The sequence below is a fragment of the Candidatus Protochlamydia amoebophila UWE25 genome, assembly GCF_000011565.2.
GTDB lineage: Bacteria > Chlamydiota > Chlamydiia > Chlamydiales > Parachlamydiaceae > Protochlamydia > Protochlamydia amoebophila.
The window spans coordinates 2,419,953-2,438,912 of sequence record NC_005861.2 but is presented as its reverse complement, the minus strand read 5'-3'; the positions used below and the strand labels follow the sequence as shown (position 1 = coordinate 2,438,912).

Below are 18,960 nucleotides of genomic sequence, written 5' to 3'. Positions count from 1 at the left end.
GAATAAGGATCCTACAAGCGTATTGCATTTCTTCGTTTGGATATAAGCCAAAACGCTTAGTTAAAAATGTTTTTTAGAACTGGTTATGCCTCATCTGCAGCCAAAGACGTATAAGCTTATCATTTTTTGTAAATTGAGCGTATTCAACAAAGAACGCTATGGTCACTACTTCATGCCACGTCTTAGCGAAAATACAGTAAAGTAAGATGAACATCTCGATTCGCACAATTGGGCCGCTTATCGGGTAAGCGCATGAAGGCTTGATTGCAAAATAGCAAGTGGAAACCAACATTTAAAATGTAGTCTTTATCAAGAAAACTAATTTAATGGATGCTTTACCAAAAATTTTCCTAGGAATAAAGAGCTTTTTAAGCTAAAAAACTCTCTAACTTATTTAAGTTTAGTGTGATAATAATGATAAACTTATCATCCCATCAAATTATCAAATATCTTATTCTATAGAAAAAAGGGTTGTCTATATGAAACACGTTGAAAAAACTAGAGTTAATTTTGAAATCCCAGTAGCTATTCATAATAGTTTGAAAAAATGTGCTATTGATCTTGGAATGAGCTTTAAAGAATTGGCAACTCAAGCATTTATTGAGAAACTTGAAATGTTAGAATATGAACAAGACTGCAAGGATGCAGAAGCAGCTCATGACAGATTTGTAAAAAATGGCTCTAAAACTATATCTCATGAAGAAATGATGAAAAAAATAGGTTGGGATGAATTATAAGCTTGCATACAATTACGAACTAGAAAAAAAGAATTTAAGATACTAAGCGAGAAGAAAATTAAACTTAAAGCTTTATCTGTAGATCCAAGGCAAGACGGGGCAATTAAGCTCAAAGGATACAACGCCTATCGTGTAAAATGTGGTAGATATCGAATCATTTATGAGATTAAATATGATAAATTAATTGTTTTAGTTTTAGATGTTGATGCAAGAAAAGATATTTATAAAGGATTGTAATTTAGTTTCTTTATAATAATCCTTTTGTTAAAAACTAGGAATAATTTAAATGCCTTTTAAAGAATTACTCTATTAATTTTTAGGATATTAAATTATCATTAATCTGATCATTTAATGTTGTTCATAAGTAAATTTTTTAACGAGATAAAAGAAGTTTTAGGAGAAGCTTTTACTTATGCTCAAGGCAAAATTACCCTTAAATCAGAAATAATTGAAATATCCGATTCTCTAGCTGATTACAAAGCCCAAAATATTAAAAGAATTAGAAAAAAATGCCACTATTTTCAAGGTATTTTTGCTAAGATCTTAAACGTTAGTCCAAGAACTATTCAGTCATGGGAATCAGGACGACGTGTTCCAAGCCATACAGCCTTACGGTTAGTTGAAATTGACATTCGGGGTCATTTAAATTAACGCCTAGCCATAGTTACTTAAGTACCTCCTCCTACGATTCTACTACCTATTGACCATAGTGATACCAGAGAAATAATTGCTTAATGGCTCTAATATGGCCTTGATGGCCCAGTATTCTTAAATAAAAATCCCTCTTTTTTATTTAAATCTATATTGTATCTATAATTTTAAAAAAATTTAATAAGTTTAAACGAAAAATTTTGTTAGTCGGATCTATCTAAATTTTTTGGAAATGCTACAGCCAATAAGGAAAAATTTATAAAGGAAAATATTTGAGATTAATCAAAGGAAATTTAAAAAAAAGGAAATTTAAAGAAAATTTATCGATCAACTAATTCATTTACTAGTTAATCGATAAAAAATAACTAATAAACTAAAGGTACTGGACTTTTAACGTCCCTTTTCTGTTCATAACAGCGGCTGCTAAAGCCTGTTGGTCTTCGACACTAAGATCTTTATTAAAACCAACTAATCTAACTTTGCAAGTAGCATCTTGTAAGTATTGAGCAAAACTTTTTACATCATTAACTTGTTTTATGGCCTTAAAATTGCATTTCTGAACATCAGAATGACTTTTGAGGTAAGCGATAAAAGGAGCCATAGATTTAATGATACTTGTTCTTTCTCTTTGATTGAGTTCGAGTGCAGTATCCAATTGATATTTAGCAGCCATTTCTAAGGCATAATCAGTAGCGGTTGTTTCAATTTTCGGTAAACAAAAAACGCCTTGGAAAATGTTGGTTAAAACGATAGCTTTTGCGGCAGCCAAATTGTTTTGTGCATGTTGTAGCTCTTTTTGTGCGCCTTGCAATTCTCTGTTTGCCAATATAAGGTCTTGTTGAGCTTTCAGAACCTCTTGCCCGCTTTTGGCAGCTTTTTGTTGAGCAGCTAAAGTCTCGGCATGAGCAGCTAGAGTTTCAGCATGAGCCTGTTTTTTCAATCGAGAAAGCTCAACATGAGTATGTAAAACATTTTTAACGTCTTGTAATAGGTTTTGATGATGTGAAGGATAACCACCAGTAGCATGCATAAGCAAACTCCTTAATTAAGGTTTATTGAAAAATTAATACAATCTTTAAAAATTTAGTCTTACTAACAACTACTTATTTGTCAAGATGTTTACTTAAAAAAAATATTTGATTTTAGCTTTGATAAAAAATTAATATGCTATAATTAAGAATAAATCTTATTAAATTAGGTTTTTGTATGAATAATGATTATTCTCACTACAATCAACCAATTAGTTCTTTTTCTTCTCCTTTACAACTTAATAAAAATCAACATGGTGATCAAACTGTGAATGGTGGTCATGAATACACCAATCAGTTAGAAGGTCAGGTTAAAGATACAGGAGAAAAGATTATCATTTCGAGCCAAGAGAGTTTTGAAGAATTAGGACAAATGGATTTAGTAGATTCTTTTGATTCCCCTATTGAAGGAGAAATTCTTAAAACCAAAGCTGAAGAACCGCTTTCTTTTGATGATGATGACTTTGATAGTTTTGATAGTTTTGAAACTGATGATGGTTGGGGAAATTTGGAGGAGAAAACGAATATAGTTGAAGACAAAGAAACAACCGTTATTTTCAAAGATGAAAATCAAAAAGTCAAAGCAGAGGTTGTAGTAGAAAAAATAGAAGTCCATCATCTAGATATAGTCGATGTGAATGAGAAAGCTACGGTTGAAAATCAGAAGGTTGAAGTAGAAACCCAAATAGATCAGCAGATGGCTGATAACATCGATACATTAAAAGAAATGTTTGAAGGATGTGACTTTGGAGAAGGGGTTGATGTTGATAAGCTAATGCAAAATGCTTTAGAGGAATTGAAAGACATTTCAGATGATCCTCAAGAAGCTATTGAGCGCGCAGCAGATAAATTATTAAACCATGTTAAAGGTTTATCCGACGAAAAAAGGCAAGAAATCAAAGAAAAGTTGATTGCCCATTTTACTCAATATGCTCATGTACATAATCCTCATTTAGCAATTTTATCACCACGTGATTCAGAGACAAATAAAGATCTTACTTCAGATAAAGCACGCCACCAAGAAATTATTCATAGTAGCTCAAAAGAGAAAGTTGACCAAAGAAAAGAAAAAGAAATCGCGATTGCAAACGGAACACCTCTGAATGTAGCAGCTTTTATCAGACTTGTTAGCAGGTCTTCAAAAGATCTACAAGTTATGATGATGGCAAAAATTAAAGAAGCTAGAAATGAGGAAAGTAAACAAAGGCAAGTAGCAGACAAAGCTGATTCTATTAAACAGCAAACTCTTAAAAAAGAAATTCTCAATGAAGAAATTCTTAAAGGAGAGATTAAACACTCTATTTTGAAAAATAAAATTATTCAAGAATCAACAAAAACGACCACTTTTTTAGAGACAGTTTTTGTTAAAACAATTGAAAACGGAAAGTTTACTCTTTTAAGGCGATCTCAAGAAGTGTTAGTTGGCCGAATCAAAATTTACTCAGCAATTCGGACGTAAACATATTTTGCATGTATAATGAATTAAATTGAAAATTACATTTTTATTATGAATAGGCTAAAAACGAATAATCGATTGCCTCAGATAAAGGAGTAAATTTTTTTAGATTTCCTCTAATCGTTCTCTTGAAATTGACACAACATAATTTTATTGGATACAAGTCAGTTGAATAGTGCGGCAAGAAAAGCACTTGATACGTAGCGATTGAATTAAACCTTTTGTTTTTTGCAATCGATGGAATATTGCATTGTCCAAAATTCCAATTTGGCTAGGTTTTAATCTGGAACTAAAAATTATTCTAGTCATAGATTAAACAATTCTGTATTGCATGTTCCTTGGTAACAAAGCGGAGCAGCAATATCAAAACCATTTTTACAGTAAGAAAACTCTCTCTTCGACCACGCTTTCCTGGGTACTGTACTGAGTGTAAGTTTAACTGAAAGGGATTTATCCAAAAAACTATCAACGGATGGATTAACTCTATTTTCATCTGTATAAACGTAATTTTTTAGTAGTATCCTTTCTATTTTTTTAAACTCAGCTCTTTTGCTTTCATCTCTTTCTTATAGAATGCACTCTTTTTGGTGATTTTTGTCGTTTACAAAAATAAAAAATAGCTTGTAAGTTGACGGCAAATGAGCAACGTTTTCTCTTAAATAAGCATCTGGGTGAGACTTGATAAATTTTAGTAAAATTTAATCCTTTATCTTTCTAGGAGAGGCTACTCTTATTTTTGGTATCAGGTTTCCTTCTTTTTTCTTTTGGACCCAATTCCAAATTACTTTAAAGCTTAAACCAAAATTGTTGCCACTGTTACGCTAAATCCCTGGCCTCTATATAGCGCATAAAACGTTCTCTTAAGTCATTGTTTATTAATGAAAAAGCCAAGCTTATTAATAAAAAGAGATGATTTAAATACACTATGAATTTAATAACAGCAAAACTTTTCTACGGAGTTTTTCAAAAGAAAAATTTAGACAAGATGACAAATGATGAAGCAAATACTATTGTATTGAACTATGGATTAGATAAAGCTTTGTTAAAGCTTTTGTTTTAGACATAAAAACAAGAACAAGCACGATTGCTCCTATGCTTTCTTTTATACAGTTCATGAAAGATAATCAAGCACCTCTTATATCAAGGCCTTTTTAGTTTTGTCAGAGTTATTGCGATGAAAAAAGACATTACCGACGAAGAAAAGCAAAGCTTAACTGACACTATCGCTAAACGAAACGGAACATTGGAAGTTTAATACGATTAGCAAATACTCATTGTTTTTATCAATCAACTAGACTCGTTAGTTGGTCGATGACCTTTCCAATTTTTTCGTGTCAGTTCCTTTCTTGAATTGTTTATTTAGCCAATATTTTCCACAAATTCTTTGGCTACAATAGTATCTAAGCTATTAGGTACATAAAATGATTTTTGATTAACTCAAACAAAATCTTAAAGAGTGGCTGTAGTTTCAGGATGTTTGCTAAAAAGGAAAAGATGCTTATAAAATTTAAGGATTATTCTCATAAGCATCAGAAAGCTTTTCAAGTCGTTAATTTTCAACCTTTTCTTCTCACACCAAAATAAAACACATATCATTGCTATTTAACAGGCCAAAACTCCGCTCGGAGAAGTATTTTGTGGGTTGGAAACATCATAATTAATATTAACAGTAAATAGATGAAAGTGGAGATGGAGATCTATTCCTATTAATTTAGTTTTTATTGAAATAAGCCCATTTGCCAATAAACGAGCGTAATGGCACATGCATTCAAACATTTGAAATAAAAAATTAAAGATCGCCTGGATAACAAGGGTTGTTTTCGATAAAATGTGATCTTCTTGTTGAGGAGCTTTCACGATTACATAGTGAGGATTTTCACAAGAAATTGTAGAACTTGATAGCTCTTGTGTCAATATTTCTGGATAATAAGCGTTAGGATTAGCCAAATTAATGTTGTTCATACACTTCTATCCTTTTTTTATGAATTTGAAAAAATTTGGATGTATCAAAATATCCATCAATTAGTTCTCTATCAAGTTTAGTAACAAAATGTTGGTGAAGTAAATACTTGATTTCTTCCATCGCACGATGATGAACTCTCGCAAAAACCTCCGCTGGTACCATCTTTTCTGTATGCTCTGCACAATCAATAATAGACCAGGATTCAAACGGTAATTTAATATACTGTACTTTTTGAGCGATTAAACAAAAATTTCCCAATTTTGCTTTAGGAAATAGATCAATTAAATAATCGGCATATTCACTGGGTGGAGCAAGTAAATCTGGTTCAATTATTTTTGTTATATTTACAAATTCATAGTTGCAGAAATAATCGAATATAAAAGTCGGGACAAAACTGATCATTTCTCGAGCAAGGCCATTTTCTAAAAGCTTCATACAGGCTTGATATTCTTGAATGGCTTTAGCGGCAATCTGTTTAGCTTTGTCAAGTTGTAGTGATAATTGGGTAGAATCATTGAAATCAGAAAGGTCTTTGATTTGATAAAAATAAAATTTGTAAAGGCTAAAATTAAAAAAGGCAAACATTTGAATATCCATATCGCTTAAAAACTTTACCTTAGAATAGGAGGAGGGTGCGCCAATATTGTCAAAAAACCTTTTCGTAGCAGCTTTAGTTACAGAAGGAGGGGAAGAAGAAAGGCCTGTTTTACTGTCGATTTGGACATCTTTGTGAAGTTGATCCCAAGAATTAAGAATGTTAAGAGAGCCGATAATAACCTCACAAGGATTGTCAATACTAAGATTAATTGTCATAAATCCCTCCAATTTATCCTATATATTTCAGTTAAAACTTCAACATATTTTTTAATTTTTTTCATGTTCGTTTTTTAACTATGTTTTCATGTTTTTAAAAGTAGCAATCAGCTGATTTAAAAGCATTTTACTTTTTATTGCAGTAAAGCTAGATCTCATACAAAATATATTAAAACAATCAAATATTTTTTAATAAGAAAATTTAATGCGTATTTTTTTCTTTAAAACTTAATTTTTTTTGTAAAACATACTTTTAGATATATCTAAATCTGTTTTTTGTTTTAGGAAATCATATAATAAAAAATTTACAATTAAGATAATTTACTACGACTAATTGCAAAATTAAGAGGCATATAATTAATTTAATTAAGGAGATTTTAAGGCAACCTTCATCAAACAGGAGTAGTTATAGCGAGACACAAATATTTGTTTTCAAAGAAAGATTTGATCAGATCAGAAATGAGCTTAAGAACAAACTCATGTCCTAATTTCAATTTTATGTCCAACATGCTAAAGAAAAAACTTTTGTTGTTCAAAAACAAGCTCAAGCTTAATTAGAACTCGAAGCTGTTGAAAGAAAGCACAGGCTAACCGAGCAATAGCTTAAGCTAGTCAAGAAAGAGCACAGATTAGTCGAGAAAAAGCAAGGATTAGTAAAGAAAATTAACGAAAATAATAACTGAAACGCTTTTCTGCGCGACTTTTGGTAAAAAATTAGATCCTGCATAAGCTAGCCAAACTGTAACCCGCTACGCTTTGAATCAAGCACTCAATTTAGAAATAGAAAAGAGAGCTAGCCACGTGATTTCTACTTCTCCGTTCACTCAATATCTAAAGAGCATTCAAAAGCCACATCTTGCAACTTTAAACTCTTTACATCAGTTATTGATGTGAAACTTAGCTCAATACCTACAAGGCACCTCTTATGCCGTTCAAAATATTATTATGAAATAGTATTACAGCTGTTGGAAAAAGCTAGTTTAGCTACAGCTGTCGCAAACAAACGGCATTAAAAATGACATACGTCTAGCTACTCATTAATTCTTTATTAATCAAATGCTAAATAGGCGATTGTTCGGTATATCTCTCTTATTTTTTTTAATTACAAACCGTTAAATAAACAAAAATATAGCTTTTATAATTAGATTCTATCGATATAAAAATGAATTTATCAAAATTAGGTTATTCAATTTCTCCTTATCTAGCCTCAATTTTTTAAATTTTATAAAAATAAAATTGTCAATATAAAGCTTACAAATTTAGTTACTTAAAATTATATATTATAATAAATTGGATGTATTAAATAAAAAAACATTTGATTAAAAATGTTAACAAGTTTTTATATTGGCTATACAAATGACTTTGATAGCAATAAAAAAAGGCATTTATAAATAATCAACTCCTTTAAGTTATTTAAACAATTTTCAAGAGGTAAATATTATGATATTATCTACAGCTACAGCATCACCAGCAGCTACAGTATCACCAGCGAATTTAGAAGAATTGCTTCAAGCGCAGAAAGAAATGGACGCAAGGATCACGAATCTTGATAATATCCTTTTAAAAGCTCAGGAAAAAGCTGATGAACAAGTTAGAAAGCTTGCTAATGAACTCTCTAGAGTTAAAGATGATAATACTAGTCTTAATGGCAGAATTAACATTCTTAGTGATGATAATACTAGCCTTAATAACAGAATTAACATTCTTAATAAGGATAATGACAGTCTTCGAAATCAAATCGAGGAACAAAATCTGAAAATAACTTTGCTTAGTGAAGAATCTCGAATAGTTGAAGGAACTTTAAAAACTACTCAAAAAACTTTAGAAGAAAAAACTAAGCAAATAGCAGAAATTCAAGAAACGCTTGAAAAATACGAAAAAGAAAAACAAGAGCTTTCTGAGAAAAATACAAAGCTTGTCAATGAAAATGCCGAACTTGTCAAGGAAAAAGAGGGTTTAAATGCACTTTTAGAAGCTTTACGCAAAGAAAAAGCTGATCTTGAAAATAAAGAGAAAGCATATCAAGAAGAAATAGAAGCGCTCAGTGTAGTTTTAGATGAGACATTAAAATGTCAACTTGAATTGGAAAAAAACCATCAATTGGAAATTTCTGAAAAAACAAAAATAATAGCCAAGCAACAGCTTAAATGCGAAAATTATGAAAAAGAAGCTCTTTCAAATACAAATAAATTAGTTGAAACGGAAAAAGACCGAGATGAAGCTAAACACAAATTGAGTTTAGAGCAAACAAAACATATTAAAACAAGACAAAAATTGTTTGAAGAACAAGAAAAGTATATTACAGCAAGCCGGATGTTAGACAAAGAACAAAAATCGCACTCTGAAACAAGCAAGAGCTTGCTTATAGAGCAAACAGCACGTGCTATTACAAACCAAATTTTGTTTAAAGAAAAAGCAGAACATACTGATACAAAGCAGAAATTAGATTTAGAGCAAGCAAAATATGCAGCAGCAAAAGAAGATTTAAATAAAGCCAAGATCGATGCTGAGAAAGCGCAAGAAGATCTCATTAATTCAATTCAAAAGCAATTAGATGAAATGCTCAATACTCATGAAGATGAATTAACAAAAATAAAAGACAATTACACTAAATTGCAAGAAGGTGTACAAGCTCAAAAAAATGAACTTAAAAAGATTGTTTCGAGACTTAGCAATATAAATTTGCAAGATCCTCAGCTGTTTAGAATGTGGATATTAGATTTTGCTATGTTTGCCGGTTTAAATATCGAAGACCGAAAAAGCTTGGAAACTAAAATATCTCAACTTCATCAGCAGCTAGCAAGCCCAACCAACCTAATTTCATGGAAACATCTTGTATTACAATTTTGCAATACATTGATTACAACAGCAATAGTTAGAAAGGTGAGTTAATTAAAGAATTGCTTTAGCTAAAACACAGGTTGGAAAAAATTCTAACCTGTTTTAATATTTATTATATCTTTGTTATACAAGGGGTATCCTTATGTTGTTTTCTTCATCACTTGAGGCTCAGCAAATTAGTGTTTTTTTTCAGACACTTGTTGATCGTATGCAAGAAGAACTCGACCATCCTTCCCCAGAGAATGAGCTTGACTCTTCCGCAACGTTAGAAGATTACTGCCACAATTTTTTTCTCAAAAAAGAATTTTCAGAACGTTTGAAAGAGCAAAATCAACTTTTGCACAAACTTATTTTGCAGCGAAAAATCTACATCTTTAATTTAAAGAAAAAAAATTCTCTTACCAACGCTGCCTGCCATAAAATTGATAGCGGTTGTCACAAAATTGGCGAAAAACTTTCCACTATTATTCCCCAAGTCCAGGATTTAGAAGTCCAACAACAAGAGTTTAAGCAAACGGTTGCAGAAACTCGTCTCCTTCAGGATGAAATAAGGGAAATCATTAATCAAAGTCAGGCAGCGATCGAGGAAATAAGAGTGTATACCTCTATTCCCACTCAGGAAGAACTTGATGGGGGGAAAAAACAAAATCCTATCCTTGCTTCCTTGCAAACACAATGTGAAATACTGCGCTCTTACATAGAGTCCATGAATACAATAAATGAAAAAAAATCCGCTGATTTAAAAACATTCAATCAAGCTTTTCAGGAGCTCCAAGTATCTTATAAGAAACTAGATAAGGAATTAGAAAACTTTAGACAAGTAACAAAACGATTTCAACAAGATAACAGACAGCTTGTGAAAGGCGTGGAAGAGCTTCGAGAAGATAACGAACAGCTTGCACAAGGTTTAGAAGAGCTTCAAGAAGTTGGCAAACAGTTTGAAAAAGGTGTAGAAGAGCTTCGAGAAGATAATAAACAGCTTGCACAAGGAGTGGAAGAGCTTCGAGAAGATAATAAACAGTTTGCACAAGGCGTGGAAGAGCTTCGAGAAGATAACAAACAGCTTGCAAAAGCCATGGAAAAACTTCGGGTAGATGGCAAACAGTTTGCACAAGGAGTAAAAGAATTTGGGGAAAACGTCAATAAGTTAACACAAAATAACAAACAGTTTCAGCACAAGATAACTAACCAGTTTCAAGAAAGAAAGAAAGCTAGAGAAATAATGGAAGAAATTAAGGGAAAGGAACGTGAGATTGAAGAACTTCTTAATCTCTCCCCTATGCAAAATGCCATGACTCCAACTTCTTCTACTTGTACAGAATTGGTTTCCCAGCAAATAACCAAAAGAAAAATTATATTGCTTGGACCTATCAATAGCTTAATGGCTAGGCTACCCTCTCATAAAAATTTTTCAATTTCTTTTTTAAATAAGATTTGTTTAATTTTTGCTTGGATTGGTATTTTTCAAGTTGCTAACACCATTCTTTCGTTCTATCGACCTAAAAAAAACCATCTTTCTGATCAAAAGGGAGCATTTTTTTCTGCTATCTCATCTTCTAAGAGAAAACAAACCGATGAGTAAAAAATTGAAATAAACGAGTTCCTACTTTAGTAAGGCAGTGATATTGTGGCTATTATCGACATGAAATAGAATTAGGTATCACTACTTTACAGATTAAGGTTTTCATTTGTCGCTACCAACTAATCCGGTATTTAATCTCAGCCAATTGTTAATCGTGTAGCTATAATTTGAGTAATAATGATTGGTAGGTCAGCAGAATTCTCTACACGTAAATTTTTTAAATACACGTTCCAAAAATTTTACACTTGTTTCATTTCATCCTTGGCATAGGTAATCGGAAAAGTAAGTGGAGTTTTCCGATGCTTAAATACTAAGCGTATAACGCCTTCTAGATTATAAAATAATGGCAATTGAGAAGAGGATATCATAGAATAAAGATCGTGAAAGTCTTTCATACGGCTATTAAATGAGCCTCGATAGACAATGGTTTCTAACTTTTCGACAAAAATAAATTCCTTTGGATAACAGGTTAGCTTTATATTGCCTTCAAAAAGGGCTCCTTTAGAGCATGTTGTAAGGAGAATTGATATTCAACAGTATTAACGACATCTCCAAAACCAATATCGATAGCAACTTTAAAGGGAGTTCCTGATTTTTATCACATGTTCACTTATAATAAACGTATTTAATTAGAGAAATATAAAAGCATTATGGCTGCAAAAGCTTATTCAGATTCTTCGCAAGCTCGAGACAAAAGGATTAGTGGAGAAACATCTTGAGCCGTCTAACGAAAAATCAAAAAGCGCTAAAGCAATACTCAAAAAAGAAGTAGCTAGAGCAAAAAGTAAAAAATTGGGCAACATAAGATAATAGTGAATTTTTGATGGCGCAATGTAAGCATTCTGTAGCTGGAATATCACAGATTAAAGCTTCTTGTAGACCATGAATTTCTTCATTTGGGACAGTTCCTAAAATAATTAATAACCATATAACAATAAACGATAAATGTTAGACTCGTTCCTTCAATAATAGCGATTTGAATTGCTCTCAAATTCCTATTAAGGTAGGGAACAATTCCAGGAAAACTAAAAGTTGTTAACATGAGCGGTACAATACAAAACAGATGGCTTAGATTCCAATTTTGTCTCTCTAATAAATAAAGATTAATTTCTTTGGGTGCTAAACTGATCATCAATAAATAAGCCGCAATCATACTAATAAATAGTATGCTGTTCACCCTTTCTATTATATGATAATCCAAATAAATCACCCCTCCAAAAGCAACTAAAAAACAAGACTGACAAGCACACTTGAAAGATGAGTATCAAGCAGAAGAAATCAAAGATAAATTGGAAAATATTTTAGAGGCTTTATATCCTAATTTTTTTGCTTTTTATGCAACTTGTTTCAAAAAACATCCTTAGCCTAATATTGAACGCGAAATACGGTTAATGAAACTGACGATTGGCGATATTTCTAGTCTTTGAGGACAAGTATTAACAAAAAATCTGAGATGATATGAGATTTGAGAACATTTTTCTTCCTTCAGCAGGTCCCATTATTCCGGACGTTTAAATAACCAAAATATTTAATCTTATGTCTAAAATCAGTCTTCTAAAGAATATCAAATATTTTGGAATTACAGCCCAAATAAAAGAAAGAATGATCTGAATACTTTTTTATATTATAGTTGCTAAGTTCATCAAATGCATTAATTCAGTTTAAAGTAACATTCTTCCCAAGTTCGATTGAAATGCTGGACAGTTAATAAGGACGTCAAATACGTCAATGTAACATCAGTGAAATTATTGCAATTATTCAAATCCACATATGTTAAATTCTCTAAGGGTGTCAAATGTGCTAATCCAGCAACAGTAAGATTATTACAATCACTCAGATTCAAATGCGTTAAAGCAAGTAAGGGTGTCAAATGCGCTAATCCATCGTCAGTAAGTTTAACGCATTCACCTAGACTCAAATGCGTTAAAGCAACTAAGGGTTTCAAATGGGCTAATCCATCATCAGTGAGCTTTTTACAACCGCTCAGACTTAAGCATTGCAAAGCGACTAAGGACATTAAATGCGTTAATCCAGCATCAGTAATCTTTTTACAGCCTCTCAGATTTAATTGTTGTAAAGCGACTAAGGGCTTCAAATAGGCTAATCCAGCATCAGTGAGCTTTTTACAACCGCTCAAACTTAAGTATTGCAAAGCAACTAAGGGTTTCAAATGGGTTAATCCAGCACCAGTAAAATTATTACAATCACTCAAATTCAAATACGTTAAAGCAACTAAGGTTGTCAAATGCGCTAATCCATCATCAGTGAGATTAGCACACGCACTTAGACTCAAATGCGTTAAAGTGGCTAAGGATGTCAAATGGGCTAATCCAACACCAGTAAGCTTTTTACAACCACTCAAATTTAATTGTTGCAAAGCAACTAAAGGTGTCAAATGCGCTAATCCAGCATCCGTGAGATTACCACACGCACTCAGATATAATTGTTGTAAAGCGACTAAAGTTATTAAATGTGCTAATCCAGCATCAGTGAGATTGTAGCAAAAATTTAGGTCTAATTGTTGCAAAGCGACTAAGGGTGCCAAATGCGCTAATCCAGCATCAGTAAGATTACCACACTCACTTAGACTCAAATGCGTTAAATTGACTAAAGATGTCAAATGGGCTAATCCAACACCGGTAAGCTTTTTACAACTACTCAGATTTAATTGTTGCAAAGCGATTAAGGGTTTCAAATGCGCTAATCCATCATCAGTGAGATTAGCACATGAACTTATGTTTAATTGTTGCAAAGTGATTAAGGATGTCAAATGCGCTAATCCAGCATCAGTGAGCTTTTTACAACCGCTCAGACTTAAGTATTGCAAAGCAACTAAGGGTTTCAAATGCGCTAATCCATCATCGGTGAGACCGTAGCAAAAACCCAGGTCTAAATGTTTCAAAGCGATTAGGGGTGTCAAATGGGCTAATCCAGCACCAGTAAGATTACTACACGCCCACAGATTTAATTGTTTCAAAGCGACTAAGGGTTTCAAATGCGCTAATCCATCATCAGTGAGTTTGTAGCAAAAACTCAGGTCTAAATTTTGCAAAGCGACTAAAGGTGTCAAATGCGCTAATCCAGCATCAGTGATATTGTAGCAACAAAAACTCAGGTCTAAATGTTGTAAAGCGACTAAGGGTGTCAAATGCGCTAATCCAGCATCAGTGAGATCATCACACTGACTTAAATTCAAATACGTTAAAGTCACTAAAGATTTTAAATGCACTAATCCAGCATCAGTAAGCTTTTTACAACCATTTAGATTTAACCCCTGTAAAGCAATTAAAGGTCTTAAATATGCTAATCCATTGTCTGTAATGTTATGACATTTAGCCAGTCCCAACTGCGTTAAATCTATTAAAGAGTCCAAATGCGCTAATCCAGCATCAGTGAACTTTTTACAACTATTCAGATTTAAACCCTGTAAAGTAATTAAAGGCCTTAAATATGCTAATCCAACATCGGTCAGATTATTGCACTCTTGAAGGTAAAGCACTTTTAATTTTTTACAATCTTTTAATGCTAAAAGATGGGCATCAGTCAAAGAGGCATTCTTTGAAAAATTGAGTCTTTCTATCTCATTTGAGAAACACTTTAAAATTTTTTCAAATTCGGTTAAATGAGAAGCTTGATTTAATAAGGAACTCACAACGGTCAATTCTAAATAATTTTTTAAATTATTTAATTGGTATTGCTGCGCAAAATTTAAAAGTGCTTTTAATTCTATTAGACTATCTGCGGTGGAGTTAAATAGCTCACATTTTTCTGATTTATAGGTGTCAATTAGCTGCTGTTCTAAATTTTTCACAACCTCGGCCAGTTGATAATAATCGGCTAGTTGAATAAAAGTAAGGATGTCTTCTATAGAAACTTTAAAATCGACAATCAACAAACAATCGAGCAGATGGGTAAATTCTTTTTGTGTCAAAGTGAGAGGTTCCCGAAGAGTTTCTTGAAAATTTCCCGACCAAAGACTTTTAAAATAGGGCGATTTCTCCTTTAACAAAGTTAGTTGGGAATTAGGGATAGTTAGAGAAGTTTCATCTTGAAAGCTCAGTTTAAATTCTTGGGGTAAAGATAAAAAGTCGGAAGAGTGAATTGTTGTTGCATTAATTTCTTCAAGGAAAGGTTTGTTCGAAGTATTTAAGTTTGTTGGAATATCTAAAGAGTTTATTATCAGGTTACTTTCATCCTCAGGATAATCGCTACTTTCTCGATTTTGACTTTCTGTTAAAAACGGAGTTTGGCTCGAACTTAATAAAGGCATTTCAGATTTTGCAGAATGGGTAGTGGTAAAATTAGAAATGATAATTTCTTTTTGCCCCCAAAAAACTTCTCTCCATTGGGATTGAAGCTGATCTCTTGTGATACAGTTAAAGAATAAGTTGAGAAAACACTGAAAAATTGTTTTGCATAATAAACTAATTCGTTCAAAAAATTTTAAAGGATTGTTTGATTGTGAGTAAGAATGAGTGTCTGTATTGACAATGGAATGACCAGGATTAGATTTTGCCTTCTGAATATTCAAAATTACCATCCATATTAGTTAAATAATTTTTAAATTAAAAATATTAAATTATATATTATATATAAATTAATATATTTGCAATATGAAATAAAATCTTGTTTAAATTTAAAGTGAAAATTGTTTTATCAATTGAGAATTTTTAAAAAAAGTTATAAATCGATAGAATTTAAATACCAATTTTTAAATTTTGATATAAAAATTGCTTAAGTTTATTAAACTAAATTTTGGAGTTAAAAATTTAATAATGAATAAGAGTAAAATTTAAATAACAAGAGACCTCTGTATGATTTAAAACATTTTTTTTCATCACCCATGTTTAACATGACATGAGAAGGTGAAATGAATTTAATCAACTTATATTGTCCTCTAGATGATTTTTGAAAGCTCTTTGAGCGAAAATGAGATAAACGCCTAATTGATCATGACAAGACAAAGCGAGGACGTTAATTTGAATGTTCAATTTCAGAGATGCTGACAATTGTTATTTTATTTCATCAATCGAATGAACCAATATTTAAACCTTTTATGAATAAGTTCGGCAAACATTTAGGCAAAGAATTTTTAAACTTAAGGAGCTATTAGATCAGGTTGAATTTGCTCGTTTATTACTTGAATTAGGAGCTAAAATTAATTTTCAACAGTGCTTTGATGGCTACCCTTCTTTGTATTGGACTGTTTTTCACGGAAATTTAGAGATGACAAGGCTGCTTCTTGAGTTTAACACAAATCCCCCCATAAAGTGAATGCAAAGCATGAGGATGAAATTACTAGCTTGCATGTTGCCACCAAAAATCTGCATCTGGAAATTATGGAACTTTTACTTTCGCAAAAAAAAATTGATCTTCATGCCCAAAATAATCAAGGTCATACGCCTTTGCATATTGCTGTGGAGTCAGGTTATTATGAGAGTGCTAAGCTCTTGGCTTAGCGTGGAGCGCAAATAAATTTGGCCCAGACATCAAAAATTTTAAGTGAAGAGGGGGCCTCATTTCGATAAACTTAGACAGCTTTTATTATATTTATTCATCAAGAATAAAGATTTTAATTCTTTCCAATTACTTCTTAATAGCCCTTTCGAACTTCAGCTCATAACAATAAATAATACTATTACAGCTGCTAAAAAAGCCAGCTTAGCTACAGCCATTTGCTAGCAAACCTACTTTAAAAGTGACATACGTCTAGTCATTTATTGATTCTTTGCGGAATAAATCTGTTGATCGATAAATGCTTCTTATTTCTCTTTTTATTTAATAAATAAAAAATCTCTTATATCACTTAATAATATAATAACCATTTAAATTTTATCGATATGAAAAGCAATATCCTTATTGATTTAGCCTTATTTCAGTGTCGAAAATATAAAAATAAATTATTGAATTAAAGATTAGAAAATAAGTTACTTAAATATATGAACATAGATAGATGAATAATTTAAAGAACAAAATTAGTTGATTAAAAAGGTTAAAAATATTTTATATGGATTATATCAATACCTTTTAACATAAAAATAGTAAGATATTTATAAAATATAAATTTTTTAATTTGAATTCAAACATTTTCAAGAGGTGATATTATGGAAATCCAATCTTTTGATGTTTTTTCAATAGAAGAAATAAGAAGTTTAGTTAAAGAAGCTGTAGCAGTTAGTACCCATGCAGCAGAAGCAAAAAATAAAGAATTAATAAAAAGAGTCGAAACCGTTTCTAAGGAAATTTTAATAGTTACTGACCAGGTCCGTAGTCTACAGCAAGATAATATTGAACTTAAAAAAAATAATGTTGATCTTACTCAAAGAATCACGGTTCTTAATCAGGATAATGTTAAATTTAAAGAGACAATGCTTAACCAAGAGCAGCAAATAAGTCTGCTTCAAAAAGAATTTCAAACAGTTCAAAGAAATTTGAAAAATACTCAAGAAACGTTAAATGAAAAAGTCAAGCAAATAGCAGAAATTCAAGAAACGCTTGAAAAATATGAAAAAGAAAAACAAGAACTTTCTGAAAAAAATACAAGACTTATCAATGAAAATGCCGAACTTGTTAATGAAAGAAAGAGTTTAAATACGACATTAGAAGATTTACACAAAGAAAAAACTGAACTTGAAAATCAAAAGAAAACACAGCAAGAAGAAATAGAAAAACTCAAAAAAGATTTAAGTGAAGCACAAAGTCGCTATTCTGAGTTGGAAAGAAGTAGTAATTCAGAGATTTCTGAAAAAACAAGAATAATTGCTAATGAAAAGCTTAAATGTGAAAATCTTACTCAGGAAGGTATTTTAATTAGAAAAGATCGCGATCAAGCAAAACAAAGATTGGCTGAAAAAGAAGTAGCATGTGCTCAAATAGCACAAAGATTAGACCAAACTCGACATGAGCTAAATCAATCCCAGCAAACAATAGCAAGACAAAAAACAGCTTACCAAGACCTTGGAAATAAATTAAGAAAAAATGACAGTAAACTTATATTTCGAGAAGAATTACAAAAATTGAGCGACAGGATTCAATTCACAATTAAATCCAAAGAAGAAATTAAAAAGTTTACTACGGAACTTAGCCTAATAAATTTAAATGCTTTAAATGAACTTGAACTTCAAAATTGGGTTAAAGACTATAAAACAGTGCTTGAGTTGAATGAGGACGAACGGCGTAATTTAGAAAGTAATTTACTAGATCTAATGAATCATATTTCTAGATGTCTGGACATGGCAAGATTTGTTTTTGGGAAAGATTCGATCGATTATTTGCCCTCGTTATGCATTGTGTTATATAAGATGCATTGTGATAGAAGCTAATTAAATAGCTTTTTTTGACTAATACACAGGTTAAAAAAAATTTAACCTGTGTATAACATTTATTATATCTTTTTATACCATAGAGCATACTATTTCACCTTCTTAATCTATTGAAAATAAGCAAGTTAACACTTCCCTTCAAACACTTGTTGATCGTATGCAAGAAGAACTAGACCATCCTTTTCGGACGTATTATTCACTAATAGTAAAAAGTTTCTTGAAGTCGTAACCCGATCGATAGAGACATAGCGTAGACAATATCCGAGGTGTTCGGCCATTTCCATCTAAAAACGGGTGTATATGAACGAGTTGAAACTGTGCAATCCCTGCTAAAAGTACTGGAGGGATGGTTTGTTCATTTTGTAGCCAGTCCACCAATTCGGCCATAAACATGAGGACTTCATAAGCTGCCGGTGGTGTGTAAATAATTTCTTTTGTTTTAGAATTAGCAACATAATTTTGAATGACTCTATATTGCCCTGGCTGAGCGCTATTTCTTCTTACGTCTTCGACAAGACGTCTATGAATCTCTCTAATTAGACCTTCTGTTATAAGTCCTTGTGAAAA

The 18,960-nt window shown here is 31.7% G+C and carries 14 protein-coding genes and 2 pseudogenes; 9 read left to right on the top strand and 7 right to left on the bottom strand.

The features are described from left to right. Positions 1 to 479: 479 nt before the first annotated feature. From PC_RS09735 to PC_RS09730, 3 genes are all read left to right on the top strand, one after another. Positions 480 to 737 carry a hypothetical protein gene (locus PC_RS09735; RefSeq protein WP_011176573.1) on the top strand — a complete coding sequence of 86 codons (258 nt, stop codon included), beginning with the start codon at positions 480 to 482 and terminating at the stop codon, positions 735 to 737. A gap of 6 nt (positions 738 to 743) precedes the next feature. Beyond that, the gene (locus tag PC_RS10765) at positions 744 to 974 is read left to right on the top strand and encodes a type II toxin-antitoxin system RelE family toxin (protein ID WP_079890476.1); all 231 of its coding nucleotides are present in this window, start codon (positions 744 to 746) and stop codon (positions 972 to 974) included. A 114-nt stretch (positions 975 to 1,088) separates the two neighbouring features. Further along, a complete protein-coding gene (locus PC_RS09730) occupies positions 1,089 to 1,388 on the top strand; it encodes a helix-turn-helix domain-containing protein (RefSeq protein ID WP_011176572.1) in 300 nt (99 codons plus the stop codon). A 373-nt stretch (positions 1,389 to 1,761) separates the two neighbouring features. Here PC_RS09730 and PC_RS09725 read toward each other — a convergent pair whose 3' ends face one another. Then, positions 1,762 to 2,418 (bottom strand): hypothetical protein, encoded by a 657-nt coding sequence (locus tag PC_RS09725; protein WP_044045297.1) that lies wholly within the window; start codon positions 2,416 to 2,418, stop codon positions 1,762 to 1,764. Between the two features lie 176 nt (positions 2,419 to 2,594). Here PC_RS09725 and PC_RS09720 point away from each other — a divergent pair, with 176 nt between their 5' ends. Further along, a complete protein-coding gene (locus PC_RS09720) occupies positions 2,595 to 3,875 on the top strand; it encodes a hypothetical protein (RefSeq protein WP_011176570.1) in 1,281 nt (426 codons plus the stop codon). Between the two features lie 1,599 nt (positions 3,876 to 5,474). Here the strand turns inward: PC_RS09720 and PC_RS09715 are convergent. Then, on the bottom strand, positions 5,475 to 5,834 hold the full coding sequence (locus PC_RS09715; protein WP_011176568.1) for a hypothetical protein: 360 nt from the start codon (positions 5,832 to 5,834) through the stop codon (positions 5,475 to 5,477). Next, positions 5,821 to 6,648: a hypothetical protein gene (locus tag PC_RS09710; RefSeq protein ID WP_044045296.1), complete on the bottom strand. Its 828-nt coding sequence runs from the start codon at positions 6,646 to 6,648 to the stop codon at positions 5,821 to 5,823. The genes PC_RS09715 and PC_RS09710 overlap by 14 nt, the downstream gene beginning before the upstream one ends. A gap of 1,440 nt (positions 6,649 to 8,088) precedes the next feature. Here PC_RS09710 and PC_RS09705 point away from each other — a divergent pair. Beyond that, positions 8,089 to 9,540: a coiled-coil domain-containing protein gene (locus PC_RS09705; RefSeq protein WP_011176566.1), complete on the top strand. Its 1,452-nt coding sequence runs from the start codon at positions 8,089 to 8,091 to the stop codon at positions 9,538 to 9,540. 91 nt (positions 9,541 to 9,631) lie between these two features. Continuing rightward, on the top strand, positions 9,632 to 11,071 hold the full coding sequence (locus PC_RS09700; protein WP_044045295.1) for a hypothetical protein: 1,440 nt from the start codon (positions 9,632 to 9,634) through the stop codon (positions 11,069 to 11,071). A gap of 239 nt (positions 11,072 to 11,310) precedes the next feature. Here the strand turns inward: PC_RS09700 and PC_RS10760 are convergent, their stop codons facing one another. From PC_RS10760 to PC_RS10185, 3 genes and pseudogenes are all read right to left on the bottom strand, one after another. Next, positions 11,311 to 11,550 carry a nucleotidyl transferase AbiEii/AbiGii toxin family protein gene (locus PC_RS10760; protein ID WP_420885548.1) on the bottom strand — a complete coding sequence of 80 codons (240 nt, stop codon included), beginning with the start codon at positions 11,548 to 11,550 and terminating at the stop codon, positions 11,311 to 11,313. A gap of 413 nt (positions 11,551 to 11,963) precedes the next feature. Further along, positions 11,964 to 12,308, bottom strand: a pseudogene (locus tag PC_RS10190) (aromatic amino acid transport family protein); the annotation flags it as partial. 414 nt (positions 12,309 to 12,722) lie between these two features. Then, positions 12,723 to 15,611 carry a leucine-rich repeat domain-containing protein gene (locus PC_RS10185; RefSeq protein ID WP_420885542.1) on the bottom strand — a complete coding sequence of 963 codons (2,889 nt, stop codon included), beginning with the start codon at positions 15,609 to 15,611 and terminating at the stop codon, positions 12,723 to 12,725. Positions 15,612 to 15,941: 330 nt separating this feature from the next. Here PC_RS10185 and PC_RS11815 point away from each other — a divergent pair. The 3 genes and pseudogenes from PC_RS11815 to PC_RS09680 all read left to right on the top strand — a co-directional run. Beyond that, a pseudogene (locus tag PC_RS11815) lies at positions 15,942 to 16,181 on the top strand (IS982 family transposase); the annotation flags it as partial. A gap of 160 nt (positions 16,182 to 16,341) precedes the next feature. Continuing rightward, positions 16,342 to 16,530 carry an ankyrin repeat domain-containing protein gene (locus PC_RS09685; RefSeq protein WP_044045294.1) on the top strand — a complete coding sequence of 63 codons (189 nt, stop codon included), beginning with the start codon at positions 16,342 to 16,344 and terminating at the stop codon, positions 16,528 to 16,530. A 645-nt stretch (positions 16,531 to 17,175) separates the two neighbouring features. Further along, positions 17,176 to 18,393 (top strand): coiled-coil domain-containing protein, encoded by a 1,218-nt coding sequence (locus tag PC_RS09680; RefSeq protein ID WP_011176560.1) that lies wholly within the window; start codon positions 17,176 to 17,178, stop codon positions 18,391 to 18,393. A gap of 192 nt (positions 18,394 to 18,585) precedes the next feature. Here PC_RS09680 and PC_RS11890 read toward each other — a convergent pair whose 3' ends face one another. Beyond that, complete coding sequence (locus PC_RS11890; RefSeq protein ID WP_269474226.1) at positions 18,586 to 18,921, bottom strand: Fic family protein; 336 nt, start codon at positions 18,919 to 18,921, stop codon at positions 18,586 to 18,588. Between the last annotated feature and the right edge of the window lie 39 nt (positions 18,922 to 18,960).

What these genes read in the sequence shown, in the direction of transcription:
- PC_RS09735 (WP_011176573.1), top strand. Translation starts at nt 480, where the DNA reads ATGAAACACGTTGAAAAAACTAGAGTTAATTTTGAAATCCCAGTAGCT.
- PC_RS09730 (WP_011176572.1), top strand. Translation starts at nt 1,089, where the DNA reads ATGTTGTTCATAAGTAAATTTTTTAACGAGATAAAAGAAGTTTTAGGA.
- PC_RS09725 (WP_044045297.1), bottom strand. Translation starts at nt 2,418, where the DNA reads ATGCATGCTACTGGTGGTTATCCTTCACATCATCAAAACCTATTACAA.
- PC_RS09720 (WP_011176570.1), top strand. Translation starts at nt 2,595, where the DNA reads ATGAATAATGATTATTCTCACTACAATCAACCAATTAGTTCTTTTTCT.
- PC_RS09715 (WP_011176568.1), bottom strand. Translation starts at nt 5,834, where the DNA reads ATGAACAACATTAATTTGGCTAATCCTAACGCTTATTATCCAGAAATA.
- PC_RS09710 (WP_044045296.1), bottom strand. Translation starts at nt 6,648, where the DNA reads ATGACAATTAATCTTAGTATTGACAATCCTTGTGAGGTTATTATCGGC.
- PC_RS09705 (WP_011176566.1), top strand. Translation starts at nt 8,089, where the DNA reads ATGATATTATCTACAGCTACAGCATCACCAGCAGCTACAGTATCACCA.
- PC_RS09700 (WP_044045295.1), top strand. Translation starts at nt 9,632, where the DNA reads ATGTTGTTTTCTTCATCACTTGAGGCTCAGCAAATTAGTGTTTTTTTT.
- PC_RS10185 (WP_420885542.1), bottom strand. Translation starts at nt 15,611, where the DNA reads ATGGTAATTTTGAATATTCAGAAGGCAAAATCTAATCCTGGTCATTCC.
- PC_RS09680 (WP_011176560.1), top strand. Translation starts at nt 17,176, where the DNA reads ATGGAAATCCAATCTTTTGATGTTTTTTCAATAGAAGAAATAAGAAGT.